Below are 19,099 nucleotides of genomic sequence, written 5' to 3'. Positions count from 1 at the left end.
GTCTTCGAGGCGTCTCGACAGTCATCTACGACGCCGAAAGCCGAGTTACAAGGAAGTCTTATGGTCAAGGTCATCGCCTCTTCGGTCCGCAAGGGCAACGTTCTCGATGTCGACGGCAAGCTCTACGTCGTTCTCACCGCCCAGAACTTTCACCCGGGCAAGGGCACGCCGGTCACCCAGGTCGACATGCGCCGCATCGTTGACGGCGTGAAGGTTTCCGAGCGTTGGCGCACCACCGAACAGGTCGAGCGCGCCTTCGTCGAGGACGTGTCCTTCCAGTATCTCTATCAAGACGGCGAAGGCTTCCACTTCATGAACCCGAGCAACTACGATCAGGTCGTAGTTGATGTCGAAACCATGGGCGATCAGAAGGTCTATCTGCAGGAAGGCATGTCCTGCATCCTCTCGATCTATGAAGGCCTGCCGCTGGCACTCGAGCTGCCGCGCCACGTCACGCTCGAGATCACCGAGACGGAACCGGTCGTCAAGGGCCAGACGGCATCGTCCTCCTACAAGCCGGCCATCCTGTCGAACGGCGTGCGCGCCATGGTGCCGCCGCACATCAATGCCGGCACCCGTGTCGTCATCGCGACGGAAGACAATTCCTACGTCGAACGCGCCAAGGACTGATTCCTGGTTCATTCCATGCAAAAGGCCGGTTCCGACCGGCCTTTTTTGTGTTCGCCGCCAACATTGCTGATTAGAGATGCGGGTTGCGCGGCCGGTATTTCTGCACAAGCTTCTGGTTGATCTCGGCTGCACCCGGCATGTTGGCGCTGAGATAAACCGGCGCATCGCCGGATTTCGAAAGCTCCGAGGCGACCTCGGCGAAGATCGCATTGATGACCGTCACCCCGACCGCCGTCGAGACCGGCCCAACCCGAAGCCCCGTGCCTTCTAAGTCGAGAACAGCGTCACCCGGCGGCAGCCCGTTGTCGAGCACCACATCGGCCGCGTCGGCGAGCCGCCGGCGGCCATTGGCGATCGCTGAGGAATAGGCGATCGAGGTAATGGCAATCACCTTTACGCCGATTTCTCGCGCGTAGTCGGCGGCTTCGATCGGCGCGGCGTTGACGCCCGAATTGGAGGCGATGATGATGACATCGCCCGGCTGCATGCCGTAACGCTCCAACATCGGCCGAACCAGGCCCTGCGTGCGTTCATAGACCGAACTGATGACCGCGCCCTCATGCAGCATCGCCGAGCCGACGAGCACCGGCACGGTGAAGGCGAGCCCGCCGGCACGATAGTGCACCTCCTCCGCCAGCATATGCGAATGGCCGGTACCGAAGACATAGACGCGCTTGTCGCTGTGGGCAGCAGCGAGGATGACCGCGGCCGCCTGCGCCATCGGCTCGGCAAGTGTCTGCTTCAATTCTTCCAGCCGGCCGATCAGGTTGGAGAAATAGGCATTGGTGATGTCAGTCATCCCACGTCTCCTTGAGTCAGGCCGCTTCGCCGCTGAGCCAGGTGGCGGTGACCGAGAGCGCATCGGTGAGATGCACGAGATCGGCACGCGCGCCTGGTGCGAGATGGCCGCGATCGCCCAGTCTGAGGAAGCGCGCGGGATAGAGCGTTGCCATGCGCAAAGCCTCGGCCAGCGTCAGATCGAGATAGGTGACGCCGTAGCGGATCGTCGAGATCATGTCGACGTCGGAACCGGCCAGCGTGCCGTCGGACAGTACCAGCTTCGAGCAGAACCCGCCTCGTTCGCGCCGGACGGCGCGCCCGTTCAGCGTGAACGAATCCTTCTCCGACCCGACGAGCGACATCGCATCGGTAACGAAAAACAGTCTGCCTTCGCCGCGTTTGGCGCGCAGCGCCGTACGCAAGGCCTTCGGATCGACATGGTGACCGTCGGCAATGACGCCGCACCAGGTCGAGGGATGATCGATCGCCGCGCCGACGAGACCGGGGGTACGGTGTCCGAGCTGGCTCATGGCGTTGAAGAGATGGGTGACGCCGCGCGCGCCGGCATCGAAACGTTCTTCCGCTGCCTCGCTCGAACAATCGGAATGACCGATACTGATGGTGACGCCGGCTTCGGCAAGTTCGCGCACCTGGGCAACCGTCACCTGCTCGGCAGCCATGGTGACGAGCAGCGTGCCGATCGCCTCGCGTGCCTGGATGAAGGCCTTGACGTCGCGGTCCTCGACCGGCCGCATCAGTTCGGCCAGATGCGCACCCTTGCGCGCAGGCGCCAGATGCGGGCCTTCGAGATGCAGGCCGGCGACGCCACGATTCGCCTTCACCGCCTCCTTGGCGGCCTCGATTGCGGCAATGGATGCCTCGGATGTATCGGTGATCAGCGTCGGCAAGAGCGATGTCGTGCCATAGGGCCGGTGTCCAGCAGCGATGATCTCCATCGAGGTGACGGAAGGCTCGTCGTTCAGCATCCGCCCAGCGCCGCCATTGACCTGCGCGTCGATGAAGCCGGCCGACAACACCCCGCCGGCAAGCGCCACCGTCTCGCCGTCCGGCAGATCGTTTCCAGCAGCGATCGCCTCGACGCGGCCGTCAGCAACGATGAGTGCTTTCTCGTCATGAAAGCGCTCGCCGTCGAAGATGCGAGCGCCGATGAAGATCTTGCGGACCATCAGACCGTCTCCGTCACCTTGAGCAGGTTCGCCGGCTTGTCGGGATCGAAGCCCTTGCGGCGCGTCACCGACTCGATCAGCCGGTAATAGACGAGCAGCGATACCAGCGGATCGATAAGGCCATTGCCCGTCGTCGGCACGCGCAGATTGACGCCGGAAAGCGGCTGCGTGGAGAAACCGACAGTGGTGGCGCCGAGCTTCTGCAGGCGCTCCATCGCCTGGACGTTGTTGGCGAAGGCCGCATCGTCTGGCGCAAAGGCGACGATCGGAAAGCCCGGTTGCACCAGCCGCATCGGGCCGTGCATCAGCTCCGCCAGCGAGAAGGCCTCGGCATGCAGGCCGGAAGTTTCCTTGGCCTTCAGGGCCGCTTCGAGCGCGATTGCGAAGGCCGGGCCGCGGCCGGCGGTATAGAGCGAGGTCGCATTGAAAAGCACCTCCTCGGCTGCCGCCGTGTCGATTCCGGCGGTTGCCGAAAGCGCCTCCGGCAGCTTGCCAAGCGCAGCCTGCAGGTCGGACGCGCCGCCGACCGCAGCGGTCACGCCGGCAAGGGCGGCGACCGAGGCGATAAAGGATTTGGTCGCCGCGACGCTCTTTTCCGCGCCGGCATTAAGCCCGAGAACGATATCGGCTTGCTTCGCAAGCGGACTGTCGGTGACGTTGACAACGGCAATCGTCGTCGCCCCGCCCCTTTTGGCCGCATCCTGCAATGCGACGATATCGGGGCTTGCACCCGACTGCGAGACGGTGAAATGCACGCCCCCCTTCAGATGCAGCGCGGCACCGTAGACCGAAGCGATCGACGGGCCGACCGAGGCGACCGGGACGCCGCAGGTGATCTCGAAGAGGTATTTGAAGAAGGTGGCGGCATGGTCCGAGGAGCCACGCGCCGCCGTCGTCACCACGCTCGGGCGGGAGGACGAAAACAGCCGGGCGATCTCGGCAAGGGCCGGCTTTTCCTTTTCAAGAAGCGTGGCCACCACCTCTGGGGATTGGCCGGCTTCCTGCAGCATCAACGACTGGTTCTCACTCATAGGTCATCTCCGATTCTCAATTCGGCAACGAAATCATAGGCATCGCCGCGATAGTGCGAGCGGGTGTATTCGACGACGCGCTGGTCTTCCAGGCGCGAGACGCGTTCGATCAATAGCGCCGGCGCGCCTGATTTAACGTTCAGGATCGCCGCGGAGGACGGATCGAGCGTAACCGCGGTCAGCCGCTGCAGCGCCCGCACGGGCTTGTGACCGTTGGCCGTCAGCGCATCATAGAGCGATCCCTCACCGCCGGGATCGCCGCCTAAGAATTTGATCGGCACCACGGCGCGTTCGATCGCAAGCGGCAGGCCGTCGGCGAGACGCAGCCGGTCAAGCCTCAGCACCGGCTCGTCGCCGCCAAGGCCGAGCAGGAAGGATTCCTCCGGCGACGGCGTATTGACCGCCCGCGACAAGATCCGCGCGGCCGGCAGACGCCCACGCGAACGCATGTCGGCGGAGAAGGAGGAAAGCCGCCAGAGCGACTGTTCCATGCGCTCCACCCTGCTCGATACGAAGGTACCGCTTCCGTGTCGCGATTCCAGTGCGCCCGACGCCATCAGATCGCGATAGGCGGTGCGCACGGTGACGCGGCCGAGCTTCAAGGCCTCGGCAAGGTCGCGCTCCCCCGGCAGCGCCGTGCCAGGCTTCAGCAGGCCTTCCTGAATAAGACCGGTCAGCGCCTGCGCCAGCCGCTTGTAGAGCGGGCCGGTCAACGCCTCGTCACGCAGGCCGCGGTTGTTCAGCTCCGCTATCAGACTGGTTCTATCCATAGATAAGCAATAGAACCTATATAGAACCAATCCACAAGCCGGAATCGCACGCGGCCATGAAAAAACCTCCCCGGGGACCGGAGAGGCTCATAGCGGCAAAATTTGACACCTTGCGTTCACAGCGCCGCGCGCCTGGAAAGGACGTCAGCTCTTGGTGAAGATATAGTCCGTCTCCTGGCGCAGCACTTCGCCGGGGCGCAGCACCGCATTCGGGAAACCTTGGTGATTGACGGAATCCGGCCAGACCTGCGTCTCCAGGCAGAAGCCGGCAAACGGGCCGTATTTGCGCCCGCCGATGCCAGGAGCGCCGGTATCGAGCTTGAAGCCGGCATAGAATTGCACGCCCGGCTCGGTGCTGCGCACCTCCAGCGACACACCGGAATACAGGCTGCGGACAAGCGCAACGCTGCGCTTGGCGGTGCGCTCGCCGGACAGGCAGAAATTATGGTCGTACAAGGCCTGTTCGCTGCCGACGAAACGCTTCATCGGCGCCATCTCGCGGAAATCGAATTCCGTACCCTCGACGGAACGGATCTCGCCGGTCGGCACCTGTTTCTCGTCGGTCGGCAAATAGTGGTCGGCAGCGATCATGATGTCATGGCCAAGCGCGTCTTCACGGCCGTCGAGATTGAAATAGGCGTGCTGGCAGACATTGGCGAGTGTCGGCTGGTCGCTGGTCGATTCATAGGTCACCGACAGTTCGCCGTTGCCATGCACCCGGAAGGTTGCCTGGATGGTGCAATTGCCGGGATAGCCGGCGCGGCCATCGGGATCGACGATCTTCAGCACCACCCGGTCGACATCATGCTCGACGATCGTCCAGTTGCGTTTGGCGATATTGTCGCTGCCGCCATGCAGATGGGTGACGCCATTTTCGTTCAGCTCGAGCTGGTAGTCCTTGCCGTCGAGCGTGAAGGCGCCGCCGCCGACACGGTTGGCGCAGCGGCCGGGCGTCGCGCCGAAATAGGCCGAATAGAGCGGGTAGCTGTCGAAATCCTCGAAACCGAGCTGCAGCGGGGCCTCATGTCCCTGAAGGCGCAGATCCTGGATGACCGCGCCCCAGGTGATGATCTTGGCCGTCAGCCCGCCGCCCTTGATCTCGACGCGATAGACGGTCTCGCCTGCCTTCGTCTGCCCGAAAACTTCCCGCTCCAACTTATCCGACATGATCGACCGTCCATTCTAATTCAAAGTTTTACAGCGTTGTGCGTCACAAAGACCCGCAACGCTTTAGGTTCAGGAGCGGAACCTGCCCGCATTTGCTCCAAACCGCAACCGGTCGGGTCAGAAGAAACGCCCCGGCATCGGCCAAGGCGGCGACGCTTCAGAGGTCCGCGCCGATCTCCTCCACATCAAAGGGCGTCGTCTGGTAGATCTCGTTGATCCAGTTGCCGAACAGGAGATGCGCATGGCTGCGCCAGCGGTTTTGCGGCGTCAGCGCCGGATCATTATGCGGAAAGTAGTTGTGCGGCATCTTGATCGGCACACCGGCGTTGACGTCGCGGAAATACTCGTCGGAAAGCGAGGTGGAATCATATTCGACATGATTGAACATGTAGAGCCGCCGCCCCCTCTTCTCGTGCACGAGGCAGACACCCATCTCGCCTGATTCCATCAGGATCTCCAGGCTTTCGGATGGCTCGATATCGGCGCGGCGCACCTCGGTCCAACGCGACACCGGCACCTCGAAATTGTCGGAAAAGCCGTTGAGATAGATGGAGGACGGCTTCAGGTTCCGGTGGCGGTAGATGCCGAAGGCTTTCTCTTTCAGCTCGTATTTCGGAACACCGTGGAAGTGATAGATCGCCGCCATCGCGCCCCAGCAGACGTTCATCGTCGAATGCACGTTCGTTTCCGTCCAGTCGAGAATCTGCTGCATCTCAGGCCAATAGGTGACGTCTTCATAGGGCAAAAGCTCGATCGGCGCCCCGGTGATGATGAAGCCGTCGAACTTGCGGTGCTTCACTTCCTCCCAGGTCTGGTAGAAGGCGAGCAGATGATCTTCGGACGTGTTCTTCGCCTTGTGGCCGCCGATGCGGATCAGCGACAGCTCGACCTGCAGTGGCGAGGCGCCGACGAGTCGGGCCATCTGCAGCTCGGTCTTGATCTTGTTCGGCATAAGGTTGAGCAGCCCGATCTGCAGCGGTCGGATATCCTGACGGATCGCCAACGTCTCGGTCATCACCCGCACACCCTCTTGAACCAGGGTTTCGAAGGCGGGCAGCGTATCGGGGATCTTGATGGGCATTGCGGTCACTCGATCAAAAAACAAAAAAACCGGCGGCGAAAAAAATCGCTACCGGTCCGCACGCGGCCCTTTAGCGACTTTTTTAACGTGGCTGCAAGCCGGCCGGCCAAATCACCACGGAGCTTTAATTAGACCCAGTCGGACCGCGAATCAACTGCCGAATGCACGCAGGAGCGATCCATGCAAGCATCATCACAGTTTAATGACTGATAGAATCTGTTGATAGACCGGTAACGCCACCATGTTAATAATGGTAAGCATGGGCGATGTTGGAAAAGCGTAATGGCAGATAAGATCGAGGGGAGGCCGGGCATCCGAAGGCACGATAGGGTAGGGTATGATCTCAGCCTGACGAATCGCCTCGGGGTGATGTTCTCCGCATTCTGGAATTCGCAAGTGCGTGGCAAGGTGCTGTTTCTGGCAACCGTGCTGATCCTTGTCATCCTGTTGACGTCCTACGGCCAGGTCATCCTCAATCAGTGGAATGCTCCGTTCTATGACTCGCTGGAGCGCCGCGATCTCGGTGAATTCTTCCACCAGCTCGAAATCTTCGCGATGATCGCCGGCGCGCTGCTGCTGCTCAACGTGTTGCAGGCATGGTTGAATCAGATGACCGCGCTCTATATGCGCGAGGGCCTGTCGCGCGACCTCGTCGATCAGTGGCTGAAGCGCAAGCGGGCGCTGCGGCTTGCTTCCAGCGGCCTGATCGGCGTCAATCCGGACCAGCGCCTGCACGAGGATTCCCGCAACCTCGCCGAAAGCACGACAGGGCTCGTTCTCGGCCTGCTGCAGTCGACCATTCTTCTGGTAAGCTTCATCGGCGTGCTCTGGGAGCTTTCCAGCGGCTTCATCTTCCATATCAGCGGCCACAGCTTCTCCATTCCCGGCTACATGGTCTGGGCGGCGATTTTCTACGCCGCTTCCGCCTCGGTGCTGAGCCAGGTCGTCGGCCGCAAACTGGTCAAGCTGAATGCCGACCGCTTCTCGAAGGAGGCCGAGCTTCGCTTCACGCTGATGCATGCCAACGAGAACATGCCGGCGATCACCGTCGCCCGCGGCGAGGAGAATGAGCGCCGGCGCATCAACGCCGATCTCAGTTCGGTGCTGAGGGTCGTCAGGCGCCTCGCCATGGCCAATACCAACCTCACCTGGGTTTCGGCCGGCTACGGCTGGCTGGTGATCGTCATTCCGATCATCGTCGCCGCACCCGCCTATTTCTCCGGCGGCCTCACGCTTGGTCAGCTGATGATGTCGGTCGGCGCCTTCAATCAGGTCAATACGGCGCTGCGCTGGTATGTCGCCAATTTCGGTCCGATCGCCGAATGGCGCGCGACACTGATGCGCGTCACCGATTTCCGCCAGGCGCTGCTCGACATGGAAGAGGAATTCGCCCTGAAGGACGGCATCGCCTATGAAAACACCGCGCCCGACACACTGACGTTGAAGGATGTGGTGATCATTGCCAAGATCGGTGAAGAGATCGACGAATGCGGCGGTTTCCGCCTGCGTGAAACCGATGTCGTGATCAAATCCGGCGAAAAAATCATGATCAACGGCGATCACAGCGTCAACCGCAAGCTACTCTTCCAGGCGATGGCCGGCCTCTGGCCGTGCGGCAGCGGCACGATGGGCCTGCCGCCGATCGACGACATGCTGTTCGTCCCGCAGATCGCTTATGTTCCCGGCGGCACGCTGCGCGAGGCGCTGGCCTTTCCCGCAAGTCCTGAAGCCTACGAGCAAGCCGCTGTCGAGACGGCCCTCGACAGAGCCGGCCTGCATTCGCTGATCGCAAGGCTCGATACCCGCGCCCGTTGGGACAAGCTGCTCGACAGCGATGAACAGAAGGCGATCGGCTTTGCCCGCCTGCTTCTTGTGCGCCCGCGCTGGATCATCTTCGACGAAGTGTTGGAAGGCATGGAGCCGGAATGGCAGGAAACGATGGCCGGACTGCTCACATCCATGCCCGAAAGCGGCATGATCTATATTGGCCGCTCCGAGGCCTATCTCGAGGCATTGAAGCCGCGCGTGCTGCATCTGCAGGCGCTGCCGGCAAAATCCGAGGAACCGCAGCAGCAACAGCAGCAAGTAACCCTTACCGGCGCCAGCGCCGCCACGGGTGCTGCCGTCATGCCCGCCCCGGCGCTTTAAGAAGAAGCCTTATTCGGCTTTGGCAAACATGATGCAATCTTTGCCAAAGTATGCCATGATGAGAAGGCGAGGTAACCAACATGGCGACGATGAATGTTTCCCTGCCCGATCCTATGAAGGAATGGGTGGATTCCCAGACCAAAACGGGGCGTTACAGCAATGCGAGCGATTATGTCCGCGACCTGATACGGCGCGATCAAGAGCGTTCGGACAAATTGGCGGAATTGCAGCGGCTGCTCACAGACGGATTGGAAAGTGGCGTCAGTGATTGTTCCAAGGACGATATTCTCCAGATAGCACGCGAACGGCTGGCTGCGCGACGCATATGAAATATCGCACAACCGTCGAAGCAGATCAGGACATAATTGAAATTTATGTCCTCGGTGCCGATCGGTTTGGCGTATTGCAGTCAGAGCGATACGTCGATGACTTATTCAGCACATTCGAGTTGCTTGCCAACAATCCACGCATGGCCCGTGAACGACGCGAGTTGAACCCACCGATGCGGCTTCATCTTCATCAAGCGCATATAATCGCCTATGTGGTCCGTGAAGAAGGTATCTTGATTGTTCGCGTGCTGCATGGACGTGAAGATTGGCAAAGCCTTTTTGGGTAGGCTCGCGCTTTAAAGCATGTCGCGCAAAAGTGTGGAGCGGTTTTCCCAGGCAAAGCGCGAAGCGCTTTTGCCGCAACGACACGCGTAAAACAAAGAACTAAAGCGCAAGGAGCGAATCTGAAAGATCGCGACGCGCTTTAGCCATTTTCTGAAGCCAGGTCACATCGGCGGCGTGATGCCGTTGAGGCCGACGGCCACCTGGCTGGCCGAAATGCTGCCGTCCGCTGCTTTCTCGCCGGTGACGATGACGCCGGCGCCGGTCTTCAGATCGTCCTTGGTCGCCGGCGCCAAGGTCACGATCGGTGTCGCATCGGCGATGGTGATGGTCTTTTCCTTGCCCTGATAGGTCAGCGTGATCGTATGGCCGTCGACGGATTTGACGGCATTGCTGACGGTCGCGTTGGTCATCTGGCTGTTCGGCTGCGCATCCCAGGGGCGGTTGCCCTCGCCGGTTCCCTTCATCGAAGCCGGAAAGATCAGCACCTCGATCGCCCCATCCGGGCCGCTGCCCTTCGGGAGCGAGGCAACCCCGACGAAATCACCGGGCTTGATATCCTCGACCGAGGCTTTTTTGATCCCGCCGACTTTCCAGCCAGCTCTCAGCGTGATCGTCGCATCGCTACCTTCGCGCGTCTTGACGACGAGACTATCGCCGCTGAGGCTTTCGATGGCGCCGCGAACGCGAACGCGGTTGCCATCCTGTGCCTGTGCGGCCTGCGATAACGCAAACGCGACAAGGCCACCGGCGGCAAGTGCTGTGAAAATTCTGGAATAGGGCTTGAGAGACATGTGACCTTCCTTGTCGCCATTGCGATCGGCGCTATCCCCAGCTGCCGGGCGACACTTTATGCCGCGCGTCGATACACTGGCCAATCAAGGAAAGGTGAGCCGGTGAGGGGTGGGAGGCCTCAGCCTTCCAGCTCTTCACGCAGCATTTCAAGCTCCAGCCACTCCTCCTCCATTTTCATCAGGCCGGCGCGCAGCTTCTCCATCTCGCTGGCAAGTCGGTTGAAAGCTGCCGGATCGCGCGTGAAAAGGTTGGGATCGGCCATCACCTGTTCGCGCTTGGCGATCTCGGCTTCGGCTTTCGCCATCTCCTTCGGCAGGTTTTCCAGCGCGAATTTCTGCTTGAAGGAAAGCTTGCCCCTCGAACTTCCAGCGGAAGTCGCTGCACCTTGCGTCTTCGGCCTCTCCGCCGCCTTCTCGGCCCGCTTGCGCTCCTCGATCGCGCCCTTGCGCTGCGCAAGCATGTCCGAGTAGCCGCCAGCATATTCGATCCAGCGGCCGTCAGGTGCGTCCGGCATGGCGGGTGCAATCGTCGAGGTCACGGTGCGGTCGAGGAAATCGCGGTCATGGCTGACGAGAATGACGGTGCCGGGAAAGCCGGCAACGATTTCCTGCAGTAGATCGAGCGTCTCGATATCGAGATCGTTGGTCGGTTCGTCGAGGATCAACAGGTTCGTAGGGCGCGAGAGAATCCGCGCCAGCATCAGCCGGGCGCGCTCGCCGCCGGAAAGGCTTCTGATCGGCGTCCGCGCCTGTTCCGGCTGGAACAGGAACTCCTTCATGTAACCGGTGACATGACGCTGTTCGCCGTTGACGAGCAGGTTTTCGCCGCGCCCATCCGTCAGGTAGTTGGCGAGCGTATTTTCGGGATCGAGATCCTCGCGTTTCTGGTCGAGTGTGGCGATCTCCAGATTGGTGCCGAGCTTAATGGTGCCGCTATCCGGCGAAAGCTGACCGGTCAACATCTTCAAGAGCGTCGTCTTGCCGGCGCCATTCGGCCCAACCAGACCGATGCAATCGCCGCGGTGCACGCGGATCGAGAAGGGTGTGACGATTGCCCGGTCGCCGAAGCTTTTGGTGATCTTGTGCGCTTCGATCACCAGCTTGCCGGATTCCTGCGCGTCCGAAGCCGTCGCCTGCACCGAGCCCTGCGGGCCCTTATGGCCGCGATAATTCGAGCGCATCGTCTGCAATTCGCCGAGGCGGCGCATGTTGCGCTTGCGCCGCGCCGTGACGCCATAACGCAGCCAGTGCTCCTCGCGCTCGATCGCCTTGCCGAGTTTATGCTGCTCCAGCTCCTCGGCCTCGAGCACCTGGTCGCGCCAGGCCTCGAAATGCGAAAATCCCCTGTCGAGCCGGCGCGAGGTGCCGCGGTCGAGCCAAACGGTTGCCGTCGAGACCTTTTCGAGAAAACGTCGGTCGTGCGAGATCAACACCAGGGCGCTGCGCGTCTTCTGCAACTCGCCTTCCAGCCATTCGATTGTGGGAAGGTCGAGATGGTTGGTCGGTTCGTCGAGCAGGAGAATATCGGGCTCCGGCGCCAGCACCCGGGCAAGGGCGGCCCGGCGCGATTCGCCGCCGGACAGCATGCTCGGATCTTCCTCGCCGGTCAGCCCGAGATGAGACAGCAGATAGGTGACGCGATAAGGGTCGTCGCCCGGCCCGAGGCCGGCCTCGGCATAGGCCTGGACAGTATTGAAACCGGCGAAATCGGGCGCCTGTTCGAGATAACGCACCGTCGAGGACGGATGACGGAAGACTTCGCCAGACTGCGCCTCGACCAGGCCGGCGGCGATCTTCAGAAGCGTCGATTTTCCCGAGCCGTTGCGCCCGACGAGACAGATTTTGTCCCCGGGCTCGATCTGCAGGCTAGCACCCGCCAGCAGCGGTGCGCCGCCGAAGCTCAGGAAGATATCGTCGAGTTTTAGAATGGGAGGGGCCAAAAATCAGACTCCGGAAAGATCATAGGGCCTGGCGAGCACGATCGCCCGGCCGCTGCGGAGCGAAAAGCGAATCTTGCTTTCCGCAACATTGGAAATGGTGCGCGACGAGCCGAAAGGCAGATGGAAATCGGCCAGCGGATAACGCGCATTCTCGATGGAAAGCCCGGTCAGCTCGCTGAACCCGAGCACGGAAAACAGGCTGCCCTTGGGAAGATCCAGCTCGACCGTCCCGGCAAGCAGCGGCACCGCCTCCTCCTTGCCCGAGGTCAGCAGCACGTCGAAACCCTCCTCCGCCAGACTGACGGCCGACAGCAGATGCTGAAGCCCGTGGTCCGAGCGTTCGCCGCCAAGCGCACCGGCCAGGATCAGCCGCCGCGCACCCCGCGCGATCGCTTCCGACACGGCGATTTCGCCATCCGTCGCCGCCTTTGCCGCGGGATAAGGCTGTTTCGGCACATCGGGAAACGCACCCTCGAGATCATCAGGCGTCGAATCGAAATCACCGACCCAGAGCTCCGGCTCGATACCGAGTGCCAACGCATGCCGCATGCCGCCATCGGCCGCGATGGAACGACTGCCGCCGATGGCTTGGCGCAGGCGCTCCGTCAGGCTGAGTTCGCCGCCGAGGAGAATGGTGAAGGTGGATGGGCTCATGGGCATTGCCCTTAGCGCAAACCGGGGGTCGAGGGGAAGGGGCGCCAGCGGATCGGCGCCATTTGCCTTCGAGCGCCGCTAGAACAGGATGCCATAAGAAAACCGCACACATTCTTCGGCATGATGCTCTAGCCCGGCGTATCCTTGTCGCGCGACTGGAAGATCGCCTCGTAACCGCCGATGAAACGTTCGAAGAGCATGGCGAAACGAGTGACATCCTGCTCAGGCCAGTCGGAGACGATCTCGGAGATGATCGCGAGTTTCTGCGCGACGATCTCGGCCAGCAGATTCTGGCCGACCTCGGTCATGACAACGACAATCCGTCGCGCATCGGCCTGCGAAGCCTCGCGGCGCAGCACGTTCCGCCCGACCATGTCGGCCACCACCCGGCTGGCCCGTGACGGATCGATGCGCAGCATTTCCGCGATCATGCCGACGGTCACCTCGCCGGCAGGCTGTGCCCTGCGCACCGCATCGAGCACGTCGAGATGCGAAAGTTCAAGGCCCGGTGCAGCACTCTGGATCGCCAGCCGGCCGATCAATCGCCGCCCGGTCATCAACCGCATGCGCCCCATGCTTCGGCCGATGCGAGGCACGTCTTCCTCAACCGGCTCTGGCTCTGTGGAAATGGTTTTGGTCAGCACTTCGTTCATGCCGGGACCATAGCAGAGCCGTGGTGGAATTTGAACATGCCGATGTCATTAATGTGCCATTGACAAATATATGCTGTTAGCACATAAAAATCTACCCAACCCGGAATGATGCTCCATGGATATGCAACTCGCGCCTGCGCCGCTCGTGACGGATCCTCGTCGCCGGCTCATCCTCTTCTTCTTCCTGATGACGGCCATGTTCATGGCGACGCTGGATAATCAGATCGTTTCGACGGCGCTGCCGACGATCGTCGGCGAGTTCGGCCATCTCGAGCGCTTCGGCTGGATCGGCTCGGCCTATCTGCTGTCGCTGAGCGCCGTCATGCCGGTTTATGGCAAGCTTGGCGATCTCTTCGGCCGCAAATACGTGATGATGACGGCGATCCTGATCTTCACCGTCGGCTCGGCGGTCTGCGGCCTTGCGGTCTCCATGAACACGCTGATCGCCGCCCGCGTGCTGCAGGGTCTTGGCGGCGGCGGCATCATGGTGTCGATCTTCGCCGTCAATGCCGATCTGTTCGAGCCGCGCGAACGGGCCCGCTACCAAAGCTATTCCAGCCTCGTGTTGATGGCGTCAGGGGCGATCGGACCGGTGCTTGGCGGCACGATGAGCGACCTTTTCGGCTGGCGCTCGATTTTCCTCGTCAACGTGCCGATCGGCTTAATCGCGCTTGCCGGCCTTGCCGTGATGCTGCCCTATCGCAAACCGCATCGCCGGCCCAAGATCGATTATGCCGGTGCGCTGCTTCTCGCCCTGACGACGACCAGCATCGTGCTTGCCACCGACAGCAGCGAACTCTTCGGGGCATTGGTCTCGCCACAGAGCATCGTCATCATCGCCTTCGGTATCGTTTGCGCCGTCGCCTGGGTGCTCGTCGAACGCCGCGCGCCGGAACCGATCGTTCCCCTGCAGCTCTTTCGCAATTCGACCTTCAGCCTGCTCTTGGTGATGTCGATCATGGGCGGCGCCATCGCCATCGGCATGGTCAACTATCTCGCCCTCTTCCTGCAGACCACCACCGGCCTTTCGCCCTCTGCCGCCGGTGCGCTCTTCATCCTTCTGACGGGCGGCCTCGTCTGCGGATCGCTGTCCGCAGGCCGCATCATCTCGAAGACTGGGCGTTACAAGCCCTTTGCCATCGCAAGCCTGACCTGCAGCGCCATCGCCTTTGCGCTGATGTCGCAGATCCACGCGGGAACGCCGATCGCCTTCATCGGGGCGATCATGATGCTGCATGGCATCGGCATCGGCCTTGCCCAGCAGGTTCCCATCATCGGCGTACAGAATGCAGCGCCGGCCCGCGATGTCGGTGCGGCCACCGGCTCGGTGACGCTGTCGCGCATGGGAGGTGCATCGATCGCCATTTCCATCTATGGCGCCATTATCGCCTCTCAGCTCGACAAAGTCGGCGTCTCCATTCCCGGTGTTACCGATATCGAGCAGCTGACGCCGAAAATGATGGCCGCCCTGCCCGAAACAAGCCGCCAGGCCGTCGCCGATATCTATGCCGCCGCCTTTTCGCCGCTCTTTATGACCTCCTGTGCTATTGCCCTGATCGGCCTTGTGGCCGCCATCATGCTGAAGCCTGTGCAGTTGCCCCGCGCCGGCGAGGCGAAGATGCCGCAACCGCCGACGGCGGAGGCGGCGGAGTAATCGAATCGAACTCTCGGAATACCTCATCGGGAGGCGTTCCTCCCGATGAGGTATTATCGGCGGTTGCAATTTTCTCGCATGGCTGCCGCCATCGTTTCGGTTACTTCAATCGGCCCGTTCTTTTTCTGCGCCGCCGACGAATCTCCGTGTCGTGACGGAACTTTCGCCATAATTTCATCCGAGCGGAGGGAATGCCTCATGAGCGAGGCTGGCTAAAATGCAACGGCGCCACATTTAAACAGAGTCTCGCTATGCAACCGATGCGTAAATCAGCTACAGCAAGGACTTGTATCGGCCGATTGTGCAGCGCGAGATCAGGGGTGCGCACCTGTTGAATTCCCCTTGCCACGGTCGGTGTCAATCTGCGGCAAACCGGCAAGACAGCGACATGATGCGGAGAACCAGACTGGACAGCTTGACGACGTGGAAATCGCCCGCGCTTTCCAGTGATGCCATCTCCGCGCCGCGGCGTTTCGCGCGTCGCCTGATGCTGCTTTCGGCCGTCGCAATGGCGCTGAATGGCTGTCAAACGCTGATCGACCAATCCTACCAGCCGAGCGTTTCGCCTTCTTCCAATCCGCAGATCGTCGACGAGGTGCAAAAGAACGACCCGCGCGCGGCGATGGGCGCCCGTGAGCATCCGCGCATCGTCGCCAGCTACGGCGGCGAATACAAGGACGCCAAGACCGAGCGCCTCGTCGCCCGTATCGCCGGCGCGCTGACGGCGGTGTCGGAAAATCCGAGCCAATCCTACCGCATCACCATCCTGAATTCTCCGGCGATCAACGCGTTTGCGCTGCCCGGCGGTTATCTCTACGTCACCCGCGGCCTGCTTGCCCTTGCCAACGACGCCTCGGAAGTCGCCGCGGTACTGTCGCACGAGATGGGCCACGTGACGGCGAACCATGGCATCGAGCGGCAGAAGCGCGAAGAGGCTGAAGTCATCGCCAGCCGCGTCGTCGCCGAGGTCCTCTCCAGCGATATCGCCGGCAAGCAGGCGCTAGCCCGCGGCAAGCTGCGGCTCGCCGCCTTCTCACGTCAGCAGGAACTGCAGGCCGATGTCATCGGCGTGCGCATGCTTGGCGAAGCCGGCTACGACCCTTATTCCGCTGCCCGTTTCCTCGATTCCATGGCGGCTTACAGTCGCTTCATGTCGGTCGATCCCGAAGCCGACCAGAGCCTGGACTTCCTGTCGAGCCATCCGAATTCGGCGCAGCGCATCGAGCTTGCCCGCACCCACGCCCGGGCCTTCGGCCAGGAAGGTTCGGTCGGGGACAAGGGCCGCGACTATTATCTCGACGGCATCGACGGCCTGCTCTATGGCGACAGCCCTGAGGAAGGCTATGTGCGCGGCCAGACCTTCCTGCATGGCGGCCTCGGCATCCGCTTCGACGTGCCGCCGGATTTCCACATCGACAATAAGGTCGAAGCGGTGATGGCCACCGGCCCGAACGACATCGCCGTCCGCTTCGACGGCGTCGCCGACAATCAGAACCAGAGCCTCACCAACTATATCTCCAGCGGCTGGGTGACCGGCCTCGACCCGTCGACCATCCAGCCGGTCACCATCAACGGAATGGAAGCAGCCACAGCGCGGGCAAGCGCAGACCGCTGGGATTTCGATGTCACCGTGATCCGCAACAATTCGCAGATCTTCCGTTTCCTCACCGCCGTGCCGAAAGGCAGCGACGCCCTTGAGCCAACGGCCAATGTCCTGCGTGCGAGTTTCCGGCGCATGACGCCGGCGGAGGCAGCTTCGCTCAAGCCGCTGCGCATCCGCGTCGTCACCGTCCGGCCGGGTGAAAACATCTCGACCCTCGCCGCCCGCATGATGGGCACCGACCGCAAGCTCGATCTCTTCAAACTCATCAACGCCCTGCCCACGGGGGCAGCCGTTTCACCAGGCGATCGCGTCAAGATCATCGCCGAGTAAAAAATAACCCGGCTTGCGCCGGGCCAGTCTGTGCTGCTGGAGGGGAACGAGGTTTACCGCGCCATGCATCTTTCAGACGCTAACGGCGCCGTAGCACTTATCTAAGCGTAAGCCGCCATATGCGGATCGGCGCTGACAAGCGCGCTGCGGAGTTTTTCCATCGCCCGGCTTTCGATCTGCCGCACACGTTCCTTGGAAATACCGAGATCGGCGCCGAGTTCTTCGAGCGTGGCACCGTCTTCCGCCAGACGCCGGGCGCTGATGATCTTCATCTCACGTTCGTTGAGATGTGTCAGCGCCGAGGCGAGCCAGACGCGGCGGCGCTCTCCGTCGATCATGTTGGAAACCTGCTCGTCCGGCAGGGGATCATCGCTGACGAGGAAGTCCATCTTTTCCGCACTCTCGGCATCGCCCGAGACCGAAGGCGCCTGCAGCGAGGCATCATTGCCGGAAAGCCTGGCGTCCATGGTCTGCACATCGGAGAGGCTGACGCCGAGCGCCGCGGCAATTTCCTGGTGAATGGATTGCAGCGTCAGCTGTGTGTCACCCTTGGCGAGCTTGGCGCGCAGACGACGAAGATTGAAGAAAAGCGCCTTCTGTGCCGAACTCGTGCCGCCGCGCACGATCGACCAGTTGCGCAGGATATAATCCTGGATCGACGCCCTGATCCACCAGCTCGCATAAGTGGAAAACCGTACGTCGCGTTCCGGCTCGAAGCGAGCGGCAGCCTCCAGAAGGCCGACATAGCCCTCCTGCACGAGATCGCTCATTGGCAGCCCGAAATTGCGGAACTTACCCGCCATGGAGATGACGAGGCGCATATGGGCCATGGCGATCTGGTTGCGCGCGCCGCGATCATCGTGATCCTTCCAACGAATGGCGAGATCGTGCTCTTCCTGACGGGCAAGATAGGGGGCGGCCATCGCGATTTTGATCATGCGCCGATCTGCAGACATGTTCTTCATTTCGATCTCCTGAAACAGGCCTCTCGCCCTAAATGAACAATAAAACGCACCCTCCGGAACATCGCTGTCCGGACTGAATGGGGTTCTGAATGCATAAAGGCCTCGCCCCTGGACTTTTCAGGGGGAGGCCCTATTTCTCATCATGTGCCGTTAAGACGGCTGGGCCGGACCTGTTTCTTCACGTTGCCGGATGGGCAATATTGAAAAGGCATGATCCGCTCCTCATCGAACATTGACGGAATGACAGTTCGCCCGTCGGGGCCATTGCCCTGCGAGCAGTCCGCAATCACGTGTGTTAAACGCGGCAGTCGAAAAAAAGTTCCAATAAAAAACCCGGCGCAAGCCGGGTTTTTTGATAGGGGAAAAACAGGGCGCCTTATGCGGCTTCGTCCTGTGAGTCGTCTTCTTCTATCGCCTTGCCGCGCTTCGGACCCTTGTTGAGATTGGTCTCGACCAGGCGGACGGCTTCGGTTTCCGACATCTTGTTGACGGCGGCGATTTCGCGCGCCATGCGGTCGAGCGCAGCCTCATAAAGCTGACGCTCGGAATAGGACTGTTCGGGCTGGTTTTCGGCACGATAGAGATCGCGCACGACTTCAGCGATGGAAATCAGGTCGCCGGAATTGATCTTGGCATCATATTCCTGGGCGCGGCGGGACCACATGGTGCGCTTGACGCGCGCCTTGCCCTGCACGACCTTCAATGCACGCTCGACGAAATCCGTTTCCGAAAGCTTGCGCATGCCGATGCTCATCGCCTTGGCGACCGGAACCTTCAGCCGCATCTTGTCCTTTTCGAAATCGATAACGAAAAGTTCGAGCTTCATGCCGGCAACTTCTTGCTCTTCGATAGCGGTGATGGTACCGACGCCGTGAGCGGGGTAGACGATCGATTCACCGGTCTTGAAGCCATGGCGTGCGGTGGAAGGCTTTTTCTGCTGAGTCGTCATTCTATTCAAAAACTCCCTGTTACGCTTCCGGCGGCGGCCGGAGCCGGGTCAGTCAGGCCCGGGTGAGACGGTAGTATCCGTCGGGTGACTTCACTCTGGTCCCATCGGGCAAAAGCAAAGAACTTCTCGCGCACGATCTTGGGACCCGGCGC

18 protein-coding genes and 1 riboswitch are annotated in these 19,099 nt (G+C 61.3%); of the genes, 6 read left to right on the top strand and 12 right to left on the bottom strand.

The features are described from left to right. The first annotated feature begins 60 nt into the window (after nucleotides 1-60). Nucleotides 61-630 (top strand): elongation factor P, encoded by a 570-nt coding sequence (gene efp, locus GR197_RS05765; RefSeq protein ID WP_164007467.1) that lies wholly within the window; start codon nucleotides 61-63, stop codon nucleotides 628-630. Between the two features lie 70 nt (nucleotides 631-700). Here the strand turns inward: efp and GR197_RS05760 are convergent, their stop codons facing one another. From GR197_RS05760 to metA, 6 genes are all read right to left on the bottom strand, one after another. After that, nucleotides 701-1,429 carry an SIS domain-containing protein gene (locus GR197_RS05760; protein ID WP_164007465.1) on the bottom strand — a complete coding sequence of 243 codons (729 nt, stop codon included), beginning with the start codon at nucleotides 1,427-1,429 and terminating at the stop codon, nucleotides 701-703. Between the two features lie 16 nt (nucleotides 1,430-1,445). After that, nucleotides 1,446-2,597, bottom strand: a complete 1,152-nt coding sequence (nagA, locus tag GR197_RS05755; protein WP_164007463.1) for an N-acetylglucosamine-6-phosphate deacetylase — start codon at nucleotides 2,595-2,597, stop codon at nucleotides 1,446-1,448. Next, entirely contained in the window at nucleotides 2,597-3,628 is a 1,032-nt protein-coding gene (locus GR197_RS05750; RefSeq protein WP_164007461.1) for an SIS domain-containing protein, read from the bottom strand. Before GR197_RS05750 ends, nagA begins: the two co-directional genes overlap by 1 nt. Beyond that, entirely contained in the window at nucleotides 3,625-4,398 is a 774-nt protein-coding gene (locus GR197_RS05745; RefSeq protein ID WP_164007459.1) for a GntR family transcriptional regulator, read from the bottom strand. Before GR197_RS05745 ends, GR197_RS05750 begins: the two co-directional genes overlap by 4 nt. A 144-nt stretch (nucleotides 4,399-4,542) precedes the next feature. Continuing rightward, nucleotides 4,543-5,565 (bottom strand): aldose epimerase family protein, encoded by a 1,023-nt coding sequence (locus tag GR197_RS05740; RefSeq protein WP_164007457.1) that lies wholly within the window; start codon nucleotides 5,563-5,565, stop codon nucleotides 4,543-4,545. 157 nt (nucleotides 5,566-5,722) lie between these two features. Continuing rightward, the gene (metA, locus tag GR197_RS05735; RefSeq protein ID WP_164007455.1) at nucleotides 5,723-6,646 is read right to left on the bottom strand and encodes a homoserine O-acetyltransferase MetA; all 924 of its coding nucleotides are present in this window, start codon (nucleotides 6,644-6,646) and stop codon (nucleotides 5,723-5,725) included. 50 nt (nucleotides 6,647-6,696) lie between these two features. Next, a riboswitch (SAM riboswitch) is annotated at nucleotides 6,697-6,774 on the bottom strand. 154 nt (nucleotides 6,775-6,928) lie between these two features. Here metA and GR197_RS05730 point away from each other — a divergent pair. From GR197_RS05730 to GR197_RS05720, 3 genes are all read left to right on the top strand, one after another. Beyond that, nucleotides 6,929-8,794 (top strand): ABC transporter ATP-binding protein/permease, encoded by a 1,866-nt coding sequence (locus GR197_RS05730; protein ID WP_164007453.1) that lies wholly within the window; start codon nucleotides 6,929-6,931, stop codon nucleotides 8,792-8,794. 80 nt (nucleotides 8,795-8,874) lie between these two features. Continuing rightward, the gene (locus tag GR197_RS05725; RefSeq protein ID WP_164007451.1) at nucleotides 8,875-9,123 is read left to right on the top strand and encodes a type II toxin-antitoxin system ParD family antitoxin; all 249 of its coding nucleotides are present in this window, start codon (nucleotides 8,875-8,877) and stop codon (nucleotides 9,121-9,123) included. After that, a complete protein-coding gene (locus GR197_RS05720; protein ID WP_164007449.1) occupies nucleotides 9,120-9,410 on the top strand; it encodes a type II toxin-antitoxin system RelE/ParE family toxin in 291 nt (96 codons plus the stop codon). The genes GR197_RS05725 and GR197_RS05720 overlap by 4 nt, the downstream gene beginning before the upstream one ends. 159 nt (nucleotides 9,411-9,569) lie before the next feature. On the opposite strand, the gene GR197_RS05715 is transcribed toward GR197_RS05720, so the two are convergent. The 4 genes from GR197_RS05715 to GR197_RS05700 all read right to left on the bottom strand — a co-directional run bounded on the left by GR197_RS05715 (nucleotide 9,570) and on the right by GR197_RS05700 (nucleotide 13,446). Then, nucleotides 9,570-10,199, bottom strand: a complete 630-nt coding sequence (locus GR197_RS05715) for a DUF5666 domain-containing protein (protein WP_164007447.1) — start codon at nucleotides 10,197-10,199, stop codon at nucleotides 9,570-9,572. Between the two features lie 119 nt (nucleotides 10,200-10,318). After that, nucleotides 10,319-12,139, bottom strand: a complete 1,821-nt coding sequence (locus GR197_RS05710) for an ABC-F family ATP-binding cassette domain-containing protein (protein ID WP_164007445.1) — start codon at nucleotides 12,137-12,139, stop codon at nucleotides 10,319-10,321. Nucleotides 12,140-12,142: 3 nt separating this feature from the next. Further along, on the bottom strand, nucleotides 12,143-12,799 hold the full coding sequence (locus tag GR197_RS05705) for a thiamine diphosphokinase (protein WP_204330080.1): 657 nt from the start codon (nucleotides 12,797-12,799) through the stop codon (nucleotides 12,143-12,145). A 122-nt stretch (nucleotides 12,800-12,921) separates the two neighbouring features. After that, a complete protein-coding gene (locus GR197_RS05700; protein ID WP_164007441.1) occupies nucleotides 12,922-13,446 on the bottom strand; it encodes a MarR family winged helix-turn-helix transcriptional regulator in 525 nt (174 codons plus the stop codon). Nucleotides 13,447-13,561: 115 nt separating this feature from the next. Between GR197_RS05700 and GR197_RS05695 the strand changes: the two genes are divergently transcribed. Together GR197_RS05695 and GR197_RS05690 are read left to right on the top strand one after the other, a co-directional pair. Continuing rightward, nucleotides 13,562-15,100, top strand: coding sequence for an MDR family MFS transporter (locus GR197_RS05695; protein ID WP_164007439.1), 1,539 nt, complete (start codon nucleotides 13,562-13,564; stop codon nucleotides 15,098-15,100). Nucleotides 15,101-15,488: 388 nt separating this feature from the next. Beyond that, nucleotides 15,489-17,033 (top strand): M48 family metalloprotease, encoded by a 1,545-nt coding sequence (locus tag GR197_RS05690; protein WP_164007437.1) that lies wholly within the window; start codon nucleotides 15,489-15,491, stop codon nucleotides 17,031-17,033. Nucleotides 17,034-17,134: 101 nt separating this feature from the next. On the opposite strand, the gene GR197_RS05685 is transcribed toward GR197_RS05690, so the two are convergent. After that, nucleotides 17,135-17,998 (bottom strand): RNA polymerase factor sigma-32, encoded by an 864-nt coding sequence (locus GR197_RS05685; RefSeq protein ID WP_164007435.1) that lies wholly within the window; start codon nucleotides 17,996-17,998, stop codon nucleotides 17,135-17,137. 376 nt (nucleotides 17,999-18,374) lie between these two features. Further along, on the bottom strand, nucleotides 18,375-18,947 hold the full coding sequence (locus GR197_RS05680; RefSeq protein WP_003543775.1) for a CarD family transcriptional regulator: 573 nt from the start codon (nucleotides 18,945-18,947) through the stop codon (nucleotides 18,375-18,377). Nucleotides 18,948-19,099 lie beyond the last annotated feature (152 nt).

It is taken from the genome of Rhizobium phaseoli (genome assembly GCF_010668805.1).
GTDB classification, from domain to species: Bacteria; Pseudomonadota; Alphaproteobacteria; order Rhizobiales; family Rhizobiaceae; genus Rhizobium; species Rhizobium phaseoli_A.
The sequence above is the reverse complement of the archived record's forward strand: the minus strand, read 5'-3'. Positions and strand labels throughout refer to the sequence as shown.